Origin of the sequence: Lelliottia nimipressuralis (assembly GCF_004402045.1) — a bacterium.
Classification (GTDB): Bacteria; Pseudomonadota; Gammaproteobacteria; order Enterobacterales; family Enterobacteriaceae; genus Enterobacter; species Enterobacter chinensis.
The window spans coordinates 154,939-170,562 of record NZ_SOMG01000011.1 but is presented as its reverse complement, the minus strand read 5'-3'; the positions used below and the strand labels follow the sequence as shown (position 1 = coordinate 170,562).

Here is a 15,624-nt window from a genome sequence, read left to right as displayed (position 1 = left end):
CTAAGAGGTAGAAAACCCGATGGTCGGGCATTGTGCCTGATCCATTCGGTGAATGAAACGCTGTTTTTTACCTCAATGGCGTAAGTATAGTCAATCTCTGTTTACAAAATCGCCAGAACAGGTTCATTCACTTCAGGATTTACCCTTCTTTGACCTCAGCTTACGAGGACAGTTTCCCTTGCAGGCCAAAATGTCTGGCCCCGTTCCGCCATCTGCAATAATTCGTCACACGGTGTAAACCGGGGACCATATTGCGAAGCCAGACGTTGCAGGATAGCAACCACTTCACCCGCGCCGAGCGTATCCATGTAACGGAACGGACCGCCAAGGAATGGCGGGAAACCAATGCCAAATACCGCGCCGATGTCACCATCGCGCGCGTTCTTGATCACCTGCTCACCAAAGCAGCGCGCCGCTTCATTGAGCATCATCATCACACAGCGTTCAGCACACTGGACGGCGGACAGTTTTCCCTGACCGGTGGTCGAAATAAGTCCATAAACCGAAGGGTCGACCTGTTTCCTGCTTTTACGCCCTTTCGCGCCGTAAAGATAGAAACCGCGTTCATTTTTTCTCCCTTTGCGATCGTCCTTCAAAATTGCAGAAACAATGTTTGCAGGTGGGCTAAAACGATCGCCATAAGCAGCTTCCAGCACTGGTATAATTTTAGTGCCGGTATCTATTCCCACCTCATCCAAAAGTTGGATTGGGCCAACGGGGAAACCAAACTTTACCAGCGCCTCGTCGACATGCTCTATCTTCTCGCCTTCCGTCAGCAGCCGCATGGCTTCATTAATATAGGGTGCCAGAATGCGGTTGACGTAAAAGCCGGCTTTGTCCGCCACCACGATCGGCGTCTTGCCCTGCATTTTAGCCAGCTTCACTACGGTGGCGATGGTTTGCGGGCTGGTCGTGGCATGTGGGATCACCTCCACCAGCGGCATTCTTTCAACCGGACTGAAAAAGTGCAGGCCTATCACCTGCTCCGGACGCACGGCGTTAGCCGCAATATCGCCAATCGGTAATGACGACGTGTTTGAGGCAAAAATGGTATGCGGCGCGCAATGTTGCTCAACGTCAGCGACCATCTGCTGCTTCAGCGCCAGGTCTTCAAACACGGCTTCAATCACCAGATCGCGATGCGCAAAACCGCTATAATCCGTCGTGCCGGAGATCATCGCCAGGGTCTTATCGCGCTCGCTTGCTCTGATATGGCGGCGTTTAACCTTTTGATCAAGGTTCTGCCAACTGTACTGCAGCGCATGGTTGATCCCTTTCGCAGCGATGTCTTTGATCCGTACAGGCAATTTACCTTTGCTTGCAGTAACAAATGAAATGCCCCCGCCCATGAGTCCCCCACCCAGCACGCCAATAGCACGCAGCGGCGCAGGCTGCGCCTCGCTACCGGGATCTTTTTTCACGTCAGTGCTGGCGAAGAAGATGCTGCGCAGCGCCTGCGACTGGGGCGTCATCGCCAGTTCGCCAAAGGCTTTAGCCTCCGCGGCATAGCCGCTGCTGCTTCCCTGGGACAACCCGGTTTCAATAACCTCCAGGATCCGCTTTGCCGCCGGGTAGTTGCCTTTGGTTTTTTGTTCGGTCTTTTTGCCCACCATGTTGAACAGCAGCGTTCTCCCCAGCGGACCGGCCAGCACGCGCTCGCGTACCGGCAAAGGACGTTTTGCCTGACGTCCTTTCAGCGCAAGCTCAACGGCGGCCTCCAGCAAAATGGAATGCGGTACGACGTCATTGACCAGACCGACCTTCTGCGCCTGGCGGGCACGCAACTGTTTACCGGTTAAGATCATCTCCAGCGCCGTGCTGACGCCCACCAGACGCGGCAGACGTTGCGTTCCGCCGGAGCCAGGCAGCAAGCCAAGCTGCACTTCAGGCAGGCCTAAAACGGTTTTTGCATCGTCAGTGCAGATGCGGCTATGACAGGCCAGTGCCAGCTCCAGTCCCCCACCCAGGCAAGCGCCGTGGATCGCTGCGACGACCGGGATCGGCAGGCCGCTAATCTCCGCCATTACCTGCTGGCCCTGACGTGCCAGTTCTTCAGCTTCCAGAGCGCTTTGCGCCCGGGCAATCATGTTGATATCGGCCCCGGCAATAAAGTTGTCCGGCTTGGCAGAGATAAACACCAGACCGCGGATAGCCTTGTTTTCGCGGATCTGCTTTAGCATTGCGCGCACCTGAACACCAAACTCGGCTTTCAGGGTATTCATCTTTTCACCAGGAACATCAATGGTTATCACTGCGACGTTATCGAGGCGAACCGTCAGATTAAAGACAGATGTCATTTCCATTATTCAGCCTCCAGAACCATTGCTGCACCCAGTCCACCCGCCGCACAGGCGGTGACGAGACCAAAACCACCGCCACGGCGGCGTAGCTCGTGTAATGTTTGCGTAATCATCCTCGCCCCTGTCGCCGCAAATGGATGACCATAGGCGATGGAGCCCCCCAGCACGTTAAATTTACTCTGATCCACTTCGCCTGTGGCATGCGCGCGGCCCAGCACATCGCGCGCAAAACGCTCGCTTGCCAGCAGCTGTACGTTAGCCAGGGTTTGCGCAGCGAACGCTTCGTGCATATCAATCAGGGTTAAATCAGCCAGCGTCAGCCCCGCACGATCCAGTGCCAGCGGCGTGGACCACGCCGGACCTAACAGCATGTCCTGCCAGACATCAATGGCGGTAAAAGCATAGCTGCGTAAATAGCCCAGCGGAGTGATGCCCAGCTCTTTTGCGCGGGATTCGGTCATCAGGATCACAGCGGCAGCCCCATCCGTCAGTGGCGTACTGTTAGCCGCCGTCACCGTGCCATGTTTACGGTCAAACGCAGGGCGCAGTTTTGCGTAATCCGCCAGCGTCGAGGTGCCGCGAATATTGTTATCTTCCGCGAGCGGTTCACGGTAGGGCGGAATATAGGCAGTCATGACTTCATCGGACAGCTTGCCTTCCGACCAGGCTTTTGCCGCAAGCTGATGTGAACGATGCGCCAGGGCATCTTGCTGTTCACGGGTAATGCCGTACGTTTTTGCCATCTGCTCAGCGGTATCTCCCATGCGCAGGCCGGTAGAGTATTCCGCTACGGCAGGTGGCACAGGCATGAGGTCGCGCAGGCGTAAGCGCGAGAAGAGTTTGAGTTTCTGACCCGTCGTGCGGGCTTTGTTGGCATCCACCAGGATGCGCGCCAGCTTTTTACTGACCCCAATCGGCAGTACCGAAGAAGAGTCCGCCCCACCTGCAATCCCGGCGCGGATCGTGCCCGCCATCAGGCTTTCGGCAACGTTAGCAACGGCCTGGAAACTTGTCGCACAGGCGCGGCTAACGCTGTAGGCATCGGTATGAACGTTCATCCCGGTACCGAGTACAATTTCCCGCGCAATATTGGGGGCTTCCGGCATCTGCACGACCTGGCCGAAAACCAGCTGTTCGATAACTTCAGGCGGAATTTCGCTGCGAGCCAGCATCTCTCCCACTACCATTTTCCCCAGGTCGACAGCTGGTATGCCATGAAACGCCGTTGCCTGACGCGCAAATGGCGTGCGCAATCCGCTGACGATGGCAATGCGATCGCCCTGACGGGTAATAAGCGGTAATGCCTGACTCATAACACTCCCCTGTAAAAATTATCTCAAACATAAAGTGGTCTGACCTGATAATAGTCTTAACCATTTTTTTACATTCAGCCAATCGGGGAAACGAAAAAGTGCGAGCTAAGACACAGAGAAGAAAAAGAAAATGCCCCTGCATGGCAGAGGCATTTGTACGGTGTTGCCGGGTGGCGGCGTTGCCTTACCCGGCCTACAAAATCGTAGGCCCGCGCAAGCGAAGCGCCGCCGGGCAAAAAGGATTAACGCAGCCCTAACTGGAAAATCAGCGTTTCGGCTTCGCAGGCGAAGACAAAATCGATGTCCAGCTGCACGCCACCGTCCACCTCGGTGAAGGTAGATTTGATTTCGCACGGTTCGGATTCAACATCGCGCGCACGCTTGCTCAGCGCGGTCAGGGTCTCTTCCGCTTCGGCACGGTTAGTGAATACACGGCTGTAAGAGGCGGTGCAATCGGTGTTGTCCATGATGGTCCCAACATCCATACAGCAGCAAACCGGGGTTTCATCAGCACTGCATTTACTCATAGCTCAATTTCCTCTGTATTCGCGCAGCGCGCGAGATAAACACGATGCTGATATTTTACGCCCCGACGCTGGCTCTCTCCAGCCGTTAATGGCGTAAAAGCGGATAAGTGACCAATATCACACTAAAAAATGATCTAAAACAAAAACCACCCTTTTGGGTGAGTCGCGATGGTCACAATTTTGCCAACCAGATCTCGTTTCACGAAACATGTTTGAAAATATTAATAAACAAACTTGCAACATTCTAGCTGGTCAGACCTATACTCACGCCACTGGTCTGATTTGTATGTCATACCTCAGACCCTACACTTCGCGCTCCTGTTACGGTATGTAACAATTATTGAATAAAAATAACTCAATGAGGTTATGGTCATGAGCCAGAAAACCCTGTTCAACAAAACTGCGCTGGCAGTCGCAGTGGCAATCGTGTCAACTTCCGCCTGGTCAGCGGGCTTTCAGTTAAACGAATTTTCTTCCTCTGGCCTTGGCCGTGCGTATTCCGGGGAAGGTGCGATTGCAGATGATGCGGGTAACGCGAGTCGTAACCCTGCGCTGATCATGATGTTTGATCGTCCGACCTTCTCTGCTGGTGCTATTTTTGTCGATCCCGGCGTTGATATTTCTGGTCGTTCTCCGACAGGCGCCAGCCTGAAAGCGGATAACATCGCGCCAACGGCATGGGTGCCAAACATGCACTTCGTCGCGCCAATCAACGATCAGTTTGGCTGGGGTGCCTCCGTCACCTCTAACTACGGTTTAGCGACTGAGTTTAGCGACAACTATGCCGCTGGGGCGTTTGGCGGTAAAACCGACCTGGAAACCCTGAACCTGAACCTGAGCGGTGCTTACCGTCTGGACAATCACTGGAGCTTTGGCGTTGGCTTTGACGCTGTGTATGCCAAAGCGAAGATCGAACGCTACGCGGGCGACCTGGGCAAAATCGTGGCTGGCTCAGGCGCACTGCCACCAGCACTGGCGCAGCGAGTGGCGGGAATTCCGGCAGACACCCAGATTGCGTATCTGAAGGGTGACGAGTGGGGCTTTGGCTGGAACGCCGGTATCTTGTATGAACTCGATAAAAACAACCGTTACGGTTTTACTTACCGTTCCGAAGTGAAAATCGACTTTGATGGCGACTATAAGAGCAGCCTGCCTTCCGCTTATAACCAAATCCTTGGCAACTTCGGTCTACCGATGGGCACCAACGGCCGTACCACCGGCGGTTCTCTGAGCCTGCACCTGCCAGAAATGTGGGAACTGTCAGGTTATAATAAAGTGGCGCCGCAGTGGGCAGTTCACTATAGCCTGACCTATACCAGCTGGAGCCAGTTCCAGGAACTGAAAGCAACCAACAGCAAGGGCGACACGCTCTTCTATAAAGATGAAAGCTTCCGCGACGCTTACCGCATCGCGCTGGGTACGACCTACTATATGGATGACAACTGGACGTTCCGTACCGGTATTGCCTTCGATGACAGCCCGGTCCCAGCAGACAAGCGTTCCATCTCAATTCCGGATCAGGACCGCTTCTGGCTGAGCGCAGGTGCGACCTATGCCTTCAACAAAGATGCCTCGGTTGATGCCGGTATCTCTTATATGCATGGTCAAAAAGTTAACTTCAAGGAAGGTCCGTATGAGTTCTCTTCCGAAGGTAAAGCCTGGCTGTATGGCATGAACTTCAACTACGCGTTCTAATCGCGCTTGAAGCAAAAAAGGTGAGCATTGCTCACCTTTTTTATTTACTGCGAATCGATATCTTTTAGTTCGTTTTCGATAGCCTTCGCGTTTGGATTTTCTTCCGGCTTCAGCTTACCGCCGTTGGCAATAAAGTCATGATTCTGGAAGTACGCTTCACGCACCATAATGTACGGATCTGAAGACTGACGCAGCAGGCCATCAGAGTCGAGTAGTTGCGCGCGCGTTTCAATCCCTTCTACCGTCCATTTACCAATCGACAGCGGCCAGGTCAGCCACGACAGGACCGGATACAGCGTATCCACCATATCGCCGCCCTCATCACGGATCGTAAAGCTACCGTAGAACGGTAACTGCACGTAAGGGCCATATCCGACGCCATAATGTCCCAGCGTGCTGCCGAAACGGTGCGGCTGTTCACGCTGCAGTTTCTGGTTAGCCATGCCGGCAACATCAATAAAGCCCCCCATACCCAATATGGAGTTCAGGAAGAAGCGGGTAAAGTGCACCATCCCCTGATACGGGTCACCCTGCAGGAAGTAGTTCACCATTACCGCAGGCTCTTCGAGGTTGCTGGTAAAGTTACTTAATCCGTTACGCGCAGGTTGGGGAACGTAATCACGCCATGCTACAGCCACCGGACGAACCACATACGGGTCCAGCACGTTGTAGTTGAAGCTATACATTGAACGGTTAAATCCTTCGAGAGGATCGGAGCGTCCCGTTTGCTCCCCGGAGCTGGCGCAGCCCACAAGCATCGTCGCGCCCAGCGCAAGCGCCGACAGCCGAAGTTTCATAAATATCTCCCTGTTCAGTATGGCTATCGTTGATTGCCATCCGTAACGGAGCCGTTGACGCTCCGTCTGTAAACGTGCAAGCGATTGTAACAGCACGTTTACCGATGTCTATGAGCACAATTACGGGCAGTAACCACCGTGACTCTGATCTCAGCATAGCCTGGCTTTTGGAATTCGTTTCGCTGGCAATTTTATAATGTCTTTGAAAGAGATGTATCACCTTTGTTGTCATTCCCGCCAATTTAAGACCATCCCCACAGGCATCCCGATAAAAGCCGCTACGCTTAACAGAAAGATCAACCTCCGGGAGCAGATATGAAAGAAGTGGGCGAAGAAAAAATTGGCGAGAGCAGTGAGGAGCTTGAAATTGAAAGCGAGGAGAAAGCGCGCGGCGAGAAGATAGAAATTGATGAAGATCGCCTCCCTTCCCGCGCAATGGCGATCCACGAGCATATACGTCAGGATGGCGAAAAAGAGATGGAGCGCGATGCCATGGCCCTCTTCTGGTCTGCTATCGCTGCTGGTCTGTCAATGGGCGCATCTCTGCTCGCAAAAGGGATATTTCATGTTCAGCTGGAAGGTGTGCCCGGTGGGTTTTTACTCGAAAATCTCGGCTACACCTTCGGCTTTGTGATTGTCATCATGGCCCGCCAGCAGCTGTTTACCGAAAACACGGTGACGGCCGTTTTGCCAGTGATGCAAAACCCTACCCTCGGCAATTTTGGTTTATTGATGCGTCTGTGGAGCGTGGTCCTGCTGGGTAATATCATCGGCACGGGCATTGCGGCCTGGGCATTTGAGTATATGCCGATCTTTGATGAACCCACCCGAGACGCGTTTGTGAAAATTGGCATGGACGTGATGAAAAATACGCCAATCGAGATGTTCTCAAATGCCATCATCTCCGGCTGGATTATTGCCACGATGGTCTGGATGTTTCCTTCAGCCGGCAGCGCCAAAATAGTGGTGATCATATTGATGACCTGGCTAATTGCGCTCGCCGACACCACGCATATTGTGGTCGGTACCGTGGAAATCCTCTATCTGGTCTTTAACGGTACGCTTCACTGGAGCGATTTTTTCTGGCCGTTCGCCCTGCCGACGCTTGCGGGAAACATCTGCGGCGGAACGTTTATCTTCGCGCTGTTAAGCCATGCCCAAATTCGTAACGACATGTCTAACAAACGCAAAGCTGAACTTAAGGCGCGGGAAAATGATGATAAATCGACAAAAAAATCGACCTGAACGGTGACTCTTTGAGCAGTCAGGCGGCAATGCGCTTAACGCAAAGTGTAAATAAGGCTATACTCGTGCCGCCTCGTCCCCTTAGTTAAATGGATATAACGAGCCCCTCCTAAGGGCTAGTTGCAGGTTCGATTCCTGCAGGGGACACCATATTCAGTCGGTCTTTTCAGCACAACGATAAACCGGCACGCGTCGGGTCGTTCCGGTCAGATTCTCAAATACCTCTGTTTCAGCCGTTGTAATCCTCATGCCCGCCTTTCTCAGGCGCGACACCTCAGCGGCAATCCGTTGGATGCCAAACCAGAAAAGCGCGTCCAGTGCGGTCACTTCCAGGCCGCTCAGCAGCGCACGCTTCAGGCGTTCAGCGGGAGGCTTAATCTCTTTCGCAATCTGCAAAAAAGGTTCCGCGGTTTGATTGACTGACCCCAGTCGTCGTATACGGGTGGATAGACGGTATTGAAAATGTTCAGGAACATCGCTCAGATCGGTTTTCACACTCCAGACGCAACCGAAGCGTTTACCGTTAAAAATGACGTTCTTCTGGCTGAGCTGCAGCTCATTGCGAAGCCCGGCTATTAACTGGGGCGTGCGCACGAGCAGCAGGCGGAAAGGCAGCTCAAAGCTGGTCACGTAATCGACATTGAGCAGGGCAATACGTAAGCGCTCCTCGGCCCCGGCTTTACTCTCCCGGCACTCGCTCAACACATCACTCCACTGCTTTGTGAGGCGGGAAGATTCATTCACTTCCGTAAAACTGTACTTTTCAATCTGATAATCGATTCGCTCAGTCACCCGGGGTTTTCCTGTCAGCCACGTTTTAGCCCATAAAAGAGACTTTATCAGTACCTATTGTAATGCTCCACAGATGACGCGAAACATCGTTGAAATCTATAAAAACTGTAAAATCAAACACCTCCCAAACTGCCGCTTTTTTAATCAAAAACGAGTAATAGCACATATCGTATAACGGTGTTACATTATACCGCCCACCCAATGTCAGCTATGGCCAGGTAACGTCGTAAAGATCGGTAAAGCCTGCAACCATGACCTTGTACTACGGTCTAATAGGCACGTGGTATCGCTCTATGCGTTACTTTCACCGGCTCTACATAGGTTTCTCTATTTTGTCTCAATCCAATTTCAAGCGCGAATTTTTGCACCCGCGTTACTGGTTTACATGGTTTGGTCTTGGCCTGCTGTGGTTGCTGGTACAGCTTCCTTATCCGGTGATTCGCATACTGGGCTCAAGGCTCGGTAGTACATCCCGCTATTTCCTGAAACGTCGCGAGTCCATCGCGCGTAAAAATATTGAGCTTTGCTTTCCGCAGTACAATGCCGAACAGCGTGAAAAACTCATCGCTGAAAACTTCAAGTCTATCGGCATGGCGCTGCTTGAAACCGGCATGGCCTGGTTCTGGCCAGATGAGCGCGTCCGCAAGTGGTTTGATGTGGAAGGACTGGATAACCTTAAACGCGCGCAGATGCAAAAACGCGGCGTGATGGTCGTCGGGGTTCACTTTATGTCGCTGGAACTGGGTGGTCGCGTGATGGGTCTGTGTCAGCCAATGATGGCCACCTACCGTCCTCACAACAGTGCGCTGATGGAATGGGTTCAGACCCGTGGCCGCATGCGTTCCAACAAGGCGATGATCAGCCGTAATAACCTGCGCGGTATGGTCGGTGCCCTGAAGAAAGGTGAGGCCGTCTGGTTTGCACCCGATCAGGATTATGGACGTAAGGGCAGTAGCTTTGCACCGTTCTTCGCGGTTAAAGACGTTGCTACGACCAACGGCACCTTTGTCATTTCGCGTCTGTCGGGTGCCTCCATGCTGACCGTGACGATGGTGAGAAAAGCGGATAAGTCAGGCTATCGTCTGCACATTTCTCCTGAAATGGCTAACTATCCGGAAAACGAGTGCGAAGCCGCAGCGTTTATCAACAAAGTCATCGAAACTGAAATCATGCGAGCACCAGAGCAGTATCTCTGGATGCATCGTCGTTTCAAAACGCGCCCACTTGGCGAAGCCTCGCTCTATATTTAAGCCCTTATGAAGGTTAGTTTCGCTAAGAAACTAACCTTTTCAATCACCTGCCATCCCGTACCCAAACCGTCTTTTATTGCGTCGCTCAAAGTGAATTTATTGCGTTGCGAAATCAAACTGTCGCCGTTCCACGACACTCGTAAGTGACGGAAATTATTTAAAAAAATCCCTCTTGTCACCCCCCATTTTTAGGCGTACATTAGCGCCGTCTGGCAACAGGAAAGCACAGAATTCTGAGCTGGAGTCGGCGGCGTAACGGGAAAATTCTCATTTCCGTTTTGACCGGATTTCAGTTCTCTATAATCAGGTGGACTCTGTTTTTAAATGCGTACCACAAGATACGCGGAGCGATGAAACGTGAAATATTTCTTTATGGGCATTTCGGTGATTGTTTTAGTCTGGGCCGGAACCTTTGCCCTGATGATCTAGTGAAGAATATGCAGTCAAAAAAACAGGAGCCATTGGCTCCTGTTTTTTTATGTCATGACGACGCGGGGTTCTCAGCGACGCTCTTTGAGGAGAGCAGCCCGTCGGCCCGGAACATACTCTTGATGCCCCTCACCGCCTGACGAATACGGTCGCTGTTTTCAATCAGGGCAAATCGCACATGGGTGTCACCATAATCACCAAAGCCAATGCCCGGTGATACACACACCTTCGCGTCCTGAAGCAGTTTTTTGGCAAACTCCAGGGACCCCATCGCCGCATACGGCTCCGGAATTTTAGCCCAGACGTACATGGACGCTTTCGGCATTTCTACCATCCAGCCCGCTTCATGTAACCCTTTTACCAACACGTCGCGGCGGCGCTTATACTGAGCCGCAATCTCGTGAACACATTGCTGATCGCCCTCCAGAGCAGCGATAGCGGCGACCTGTAGCGGCGTGAAGGTGCCATAGTCGTGGTAACTCTTAATACGTGCCAGTGCATTCACCAGCGTTTTGTTACCCACCATAAAGCCAATACGCCAGCCCGCCATGTTGTAGCTTTTCGACAGGGTAAAGAACTCTACCGCCACGTCACGTGCGCCCGGGACCTGCATAATCGACGGAGCCTTCCAGCCGTCATAGACGATGTCAGCATAGGCTAAATCGTGAACCACCAGCACGTCATAACGCTTAGCCAGCGCGACAACTTTCTCGAAGAAATCGAGCTCCACGCACTGGGCCGTTGGATTCGACGGGAAACCGAGGATCATCATCTTGGGTTTCGGGTAGCTTTCGCGAATTGCACGTTCCAGTTCGTTAAAGAAATCGACACCTTCCACCAGCGGCACAGAACGGACCTGCGCCCCGGCAATCACCGCGCCGTAGATATGGATTGGGTAGCTTGGGTTAGGGACCAGCACCGTGTCGCCATGATCCAGGGTGGCCAGCATCAGGTGTGCCAGCCCCTCTTTCGAGCCAATGGTGACAATGGCTTCACTTTCAGGATCGATATCAACCTGATAGCGATCCTGATACCAGCGCGAGATCGCGCGACGTAATCTGGGAATACCGCGAGACGTTGAGTAGCCATGGGTATCCGGGCGCTGGGCAACCGTGCAGAGTTTCTCAACAATGTGCGGTGGCGTGGGGCCGTCAGGGTTACCCATACTGAAATCGATAATATCTTCGCCGCGCCGACGCGCAGCCATCTTCAGTTCAGCGGTGATGTTGAAAACGTAAGGGGGGAGACGATCGATACGCGTAAAACGGCGTTCAGGACTGAATTCAGCCATAGATTCCTCAGATTAACGTTAGCGCCCGGACCGTCCGAGCGACGCTGCCACTGATGTGGCGTGTTTAGAAAATAACCTGAAAAAAATCATGCTGTCGAGAGGGAAATGAAAAAAAAAGCGTTCGCACGAAAACCGGAAGCCGGCTGGGCGTAAAAGCGGAAGTCTTTGTTCCGGAATCATCGTTCTGATAGCTGTTATTTAACATCATGATATCAAAACAGTTACCAGATGCCGAGCAGTCGATTAAAAACCGGTACGGGTCAATCTCCGGCAGATAATCCCCTTTGTAAATTATGGTTTTTCCCCATTTGATAAACCTGACGGATAGCTGGTCAATACGCGCCAGGTTTTTTATCATGGTTCTTTCCCGTTTTCCCAGGTCTACTCGTGCACGAAATATTTACTATGCTGCTGGCGGTTTTTGACCGTGCGGCATTAATGCTGATTTGCCTGTTCTTCCTTATCCGCATTCGCCTGTTTCGCGAGCTGTTGCACAAATCAGCCCACTCGCCAAAAGAGCTGCTGGCCGTCACAGCCATCTTTTCGCTGTTCGCCCTGTTCAGCACCTGGTCCGGCGTGCCGGTAGAGGGTTCGCTGGTTAACGTGCGCATTATCGCCGTCATGTCCGGCGGGATTTTATTTGGCCCGTGGGTGGGCGTCATCACCGGTCTGATTGCCGGTACTCACCGCTACCTGATTGATATCGGTGGCGTAACGGCGGTACCGTGCTTTATCACCAGCATTATCGCCGGAGTGCTGTCCGGCTGGATCAGCCGCAAAATCCCGAAAAAACAGCGCTGGCGTGCCGGAATCGTCGCAGGCATGGTGTGCGAAACGCTGACCATGATCCTGGTCGTCGTCTGGGCCCCCACCACCGCGCTGGGGCTGGATATCGTCTCGAAAATCGGTATCCCGATGATCCTCGGCAGCGTTTGCATCGGTTTTATCGTGCTGCTGGTGCAGAGCGTTGAAGGGGAAAAAGAGGCCAGCGCCGCGCGTCAGGCCAAGCTGGCGCTGGATATCGCCAACAAAACGCTGCCGCTTTTCCGCCACGTTAACGCGGAATCGTTGCGTCAGGTCTGCGAGATTATCCGCCACGACATCCATGCTGATGCCGTCGCCATTACCAATATCGACCACGTGCTGGCCTACGTCGGCGTGGGGGAGCACAACTATCGCGACAACGATGACACCATAAGCCCGACCACCAGACAGGCGATTAACTACGGTAAAATCATTATTAAAAACAATGACGAAGCCCACCGAACGCCGGAAATCCACTCGATGCTGGTGATCCCGCTGTGGGAGAAAGGCATCGTAACGGGTACGCTGAAAATTTATTACTGTCACGCGCATCAGATAACCTCCTCACTGCAGGAGATGGCCATCGGCCTGTCGCAGATTATCTCTACCCAGCTTGAGGTTTCCCGTGCAGAACAACTGCGTGAGATGGCAAATAAGGCAGAGCTGCGCGCGTTGCAGAGCAAAATCAATCCCCATTTCCTGTTTAACGCCCTGAACGCTATCTCCTCTTCCATTCGTCTTAATCCGGACACCGCGCGCCAGCTGATTTTCAACCTGTCGCGCTATCTGCGCTACAACATCGAGCTGAAAGATGACGAGCAGATCGACATTAAAAAAGAGCTGTATCAGATCAAAGACTACATCGCGATTGAGCAGGCGCGCTTTGGCGACAAACTCACGGTCATTTACGATATTGATGAAGAGGTCAACTGCGTGATCCCGAGCCTGCTTATCCAGCCGCTGGTCGAAAACGCGATCGTACACGGGATACAGCCCTGTAAAGGCAAAGGTGTCGTCACCATCAGCATCACCGAAAGCGGCAACCGCGTGCGAATTGCCGTGCGCGATACCGGCCACGGGATTGATCCAAAAGTCATTGAGCGCGTGGAGTCTAACGAGATGCCCGGGAATAAAATCGGCCTGCTGAACGTGCACCACCGGGTCAAACTGCTTTATGGCGACGGACTGCATATTCACCGTCTTGAACCGGGTACCGAAATTGCTTTTTACGTCCCGAATGAACGCTCTCTCGTTCATACGACGACATCACTGTTACCCCATGTGGAGTAACCCATGAAAGTCATCATCGTAGAAGATGAATTCCTGGCTCAACAGGAGCTAACCTGGCTTATCAAAACCCACAGCCAGATGGAGATTGTGGGTACCTTTGACGATGGTCTGGACGTGTTGAAGTTTCTGCAGCATAACCGGGTCGACGCCATTTTCCTGGATATCAATATTCCATCGCTGGATGGCGTATTACTGGCACAAAACATCAATCAGTTTGCCCATAAGCCGTTTATCGTTTTCGTCACGGCCTGGAAAGAGCACGCCGTGGAGGCTTTCGAGCTGGAGGCGTTTGACTATATTCTGAAGCCTTATCAGGAGTCGCGGATTGTCAGCATGCTGCAAAAGCTGGAAGCCGCCTGGCAGCAGCAGACTGCGCCCGCGAACGCCAGCCCAACGGTACGGGAAAACGACACCATTAATCTGGTCAAAGATGAGCGCATCATCGTGACGCCGGTCAATGACATCTACTATGCCGAAGCCCATGAAAAGATGACGTTTGTTTATACGCGGCGGGAATCGTACGTGATGGCGATGAACATCACCGAATTTTGCAGCAAGCTGCCAACGGCACACTTTTTCCGCTGTCACCGGTCGTTCTGCGTGAATTTAAACAAGATCCGCGAGATCGAACCGTGGTTTAACAACACCTATATTTTGCGTCTGAAAGATCTGGATTTTCAGGTGCCGGTGAGCCGCAGCAAGGTGAAAGAGTTCCGTCAGCTGATGCACCTGTAAAGCGCCCTCTCCTGCCGGAGAGGGCTCTGTGTCAGAGGATTTGACCGAGAACCTGACGCAGGTGGGCACCCGAGCCAAGCAGGCCAGGGTTATCATGCACGATCAGATAAACCGGAATGTCCTGCACATAGCTTCTGAAACGGCCTTTATCTTCAAACCCGCCGCGGAAGCCTGAGGCTTTAAAGAAGTCGAGGAAGCGCGGTACGATCCCGCCGGCAATATAGACCCCACCGAAGGTGCCCAGCGTCAGCGCCAGGTTGCCACCGAAACGTCCCATGATTACGCAGAACAGCGACAGCGCGCGGCGGCAGTCAATGCAGCTGTCCGCCAGCGCGCGTTCGGTGACGTCTTTCGGCTGCAGGTTTTCCGGCAGACGACCGTCCGATTTCACAATCGCACGGTACAGGTTCACCAGCCCCGGACCGGAGAGCACACGCTCGGCAGAGACGTGGCCGATTTCAGCGCGTAATTCTTCGAGGATAATGCCCTCCTCTTCGCTGTTTGGCGCAAAGTCCACGTGGCCGCCTTCACCCGGCAGGCTTACCCAGCGCTGAGCCACATGCACCAGATGCGAAACGCCCAGACCGGTACCGGCCCCGTAAACCGCAATCGGCTTGCCTTCAACCGGTTCAGCGCCGCCAAACTGGATCAGATGCTCTGGCTTCAGCATCGGGATTGCCATGGACACCGCGGTGAAGTCATTGATGATTTCAAGATGCGCAAAACCGAGGTTTTTTTTCATCTCGGCGATGGAGAATGCCCAGGTATGATTGGTCATTGCGACCCAGTCGCCGGTTATCGGGCAGGCAATCGCGATGCAGCCGTCTTCAACGCTCACCTGCTGCTCTTCCAGGTAGACGAGGACAACAGCCTCAAGGCTTGGATAATCCAGCCCTGAGTAGGTTTTCGCCCGGGAAATTTCACCGCTACTTACATCGCATAATGCGAGGCGCGCGTTCGTGCCGCCCACATCACCTACCAAAGCATACTTTGTCATTCTTCTACTGCTCCGCTAAAGTCAGAATAAATCTTTTGGGACACTGTAAATTCAAGGCGTGATAACAACAACGACCGGAAGGTGAATGCCCATGGATTATCGATCTTCGTCACAGAATAACTTTACCGTTTCAGCACCTTTTGCACTATTGCCATAAAG

At 53.0% G+C, this 15,624-nt stretch carries 14 protein-coding genes and 1 tRNA gene; 7 read left to right on the top strand and 8 right to left on the bottom strand.

Annotation, left to right across the window (positions count from 1 at the left end):
- Positions 1 to 155 precede the first annotated feature (155 nt).
- The 3 genes from fadJ to E3U32_RS04095 form a co-directional block, all read right to left on the bottom strand.
- A complete protein-coding gene (gene fadJ, locus E3U32_RS04105; RefSeq protein WP_134347742.1) occupies positions 156 to 2,303 on the bottom strand; it encodes a fatty acid oxidation complex subunit alpha FadJ in 2,148 nt (715 codons plus the stop codon).
- Positions 2,303 to 3,613, bottom strand: coding sequence for an acetyl-CoA C-acyltransferase FadI (gene fadI / locus E3U32_RS04100; RefSeq protein WP_134347741.1), 1,311 nt, complete (start codon positions 3,611 to 3,613; stop codon positions 2,303 to 2,305). The genes fadJ and fadI overlap by 1 nt, the downstream gene beginning before the upstream one ends.
- 242 nt (positions 3,614 to 3,855) lie before the next feature.
- Positions 3,856 to 4,140, bottom strand: coding sequence for a YfcZ/YiiS family protein (locus E3U32_RS04095; RefSeq protein ID WP_134347740.1), 285 nt, complete (start codon positions 4,138 to 4,140; stop codon positions 3,856 to 3,858).
- A gap of 372 nt (positions 4,141 to 4,512) precedes the next feature.
- Here E3U32_RS04095 and fadL point away from each other — a divergent pair, with 372 nt between their 5' ends.
- The gene (fadL, locus tag E3U32_RS04090; protein WP_166790901.1) at positions 4,513 to 5,835 is read left to right on the top strand and encodes a long-chain fatty acid transporter FadL; all 1,323 of its coding nucleotides are present in this window, start codon (positions 4,513 to 4,515) and stop codon (positions 5,833 to 5,835) included.
- A gap of 44 nt (positions 5,836 to 5,879) precedes the next feature.
- Here fadL and mlaA read toward each other — a convergent pair whose 3' ends face one another.
- Positions 5,880 to 6,632: a phospholipid-binding lipoprotein MlaA gene (gene mlaA, locus E3U32_RS04085; RefSeq protein WP_134347738.1), complete on the bottom strand. Its 753-nt coding sequence runs from the start codon at positions 6,630 to 6,632 to the stop codon at positions 5,880 to 5,882.
- Between the two features lie 315 nt (positions 6,633 to 6,947).
- Here mlaA and E3U32_RS04080 point away from each other — a divergent pair, with 315 nt between their 5' ends.
- Positions 6,948 to 7,877 carry a formate/nitrite transporter family protein gene (locus E3U32_RS04080; protein WP_134347737.1) on the top strand — a complete coding sequence of 310 codons (930 nt, stop codon included), beginning with the start codon at positions 6,948 to 6,950 and terminating at the stop codon, positions 7,875 to 7,877.
- 75 nt (positions 7,878 to 7,952) lie between these two features.
- Positions 7,953 to 8,027, top strand: a tRNA-Arg gene (locus E3U32_RS04075).
- Between the two features lie 3 nt (positions 8,028 to 8,030).
- Here E3U32_RS04075 and E3U32_RS04070 read toward each other — a convergent pair.
- Positions 8,031 to 8,669, bottom strand: coding sequence for a helix-turn-helix domain-containing protein (locus tag E3U32_RS04070; RefSeq protein WP_134347736.1), 639 nt, complete (start codon positions 8,667 to 8,669; stop codon positions 8,031 to 8,033).
- Positions 8,670 to 8,962: 293 nt separating this feature from the next.
- On the opposite strand from E3U32_RS04070, the gene lpxP reads away from it, so the two are divergent.
- On the top strand, positions 8,963 to 9,919 hold the full coding sequence (lpxP, locus tag E3U32_RS04065) for a kdo(2)-lipid IV(A) palmitoleoyltransferase (RefSeq protein WP_134347735.1): 957 nt from the start codon (positions 8,963 to 8,965) through the stop codon (positions 9,917 to 9,919).
- Between the two features lie 357 nt (positions 9,920 to 10,276).
- Entirely contained in the window at positions 10,277 to 10,348 is a 72-nt protein-coding gene (gene ypdK / locus E3U32_RS04060; protein WP_099458937.1) for a membrane protein YpdK, read from the top strand.
- A gap of 52 nt (positions 10,349 to 10,400) precedes the next feature.
- Here ypdK and alaC read toward each other — a convergent pair whose 3' ends face one another.
- Complete coding sequence (gene alaC / locus E3U32_RS04055; RefSeq protein WP_134347734.1) at positions 10,401 to 11,639, bottom strand: alanine transaminase; 1,239 nt, start codon at positions 11,637 to 11,639, stop codon at positions 10,401 to 10,403.
- A 64-nt stretch (positions 11,640 to 11,703) separates the two neighbouring features.
- Positions 11,704 to 11,997 carry a hypothetical protein gene (locus E3U32_RS04050; protein WP_134347733.1) on the bottom strand — a complete coding sequence of 98 codons (294 nt, stop codon included), beginning with the start codon at positions 11,995 to 11,997 and terminating at the stop codon, positions 11,704 to 11,706.
- A 29-nt stretch (positions 11,998 to 12,026) separates the two neighbouring features.
- On the opposite strand from E3U32_RS04050, the gene E3U32_RS04045 reads away from it, so the two are divergent.
- Both E3U32_RS04045 and E3U32_RS04040 read left to right on the top strand, forming a co-directional pair.
- Positions 12,027 to 13,733 (top strand): sensor histidine kinase, encoded by a 1,707-nt coding sequence (locus E3U32_RS04045; protein WP_134347732.1) that lies wholly within the window; start codon positions 12,027 to 12,029, stop codon positions 13,731 to 13,733.
- Positions 13,734 to 13,736: 3 nt separating this feature from the next.
- Positions 13,737 to 14,468, top strand: a complete 732-nt coding sequence (locus E3U32_RS04040) for a LytR/AlgR family response regulator transcription factor (protein WP_134347731.1) — start codon at positions 13,737 to 13,739, stop codon at positions 14,466 to 14,468.
- 31 nt (positions 14,469 to 14,499) lie between these two features.
- Here E3U32_RS04040 and glk read toward each other — a convergent pair whose 3' ends face one another.
- Positions 14,500 to 15,465 carry a glucokinase gene (gene glk / locus E3U32_RS04035; protein WP_134347730.1) on the bottom strand — a complete coding sequence of 322 codons (966 nt, stop codon included), beginning with the start codon at positions 15,463 to 15,465 and terminating at the stop codon, positions 14,500 to 14,502.
- Positions 15,466 to 15,624 lie beyond the last annotated feature (159 nt).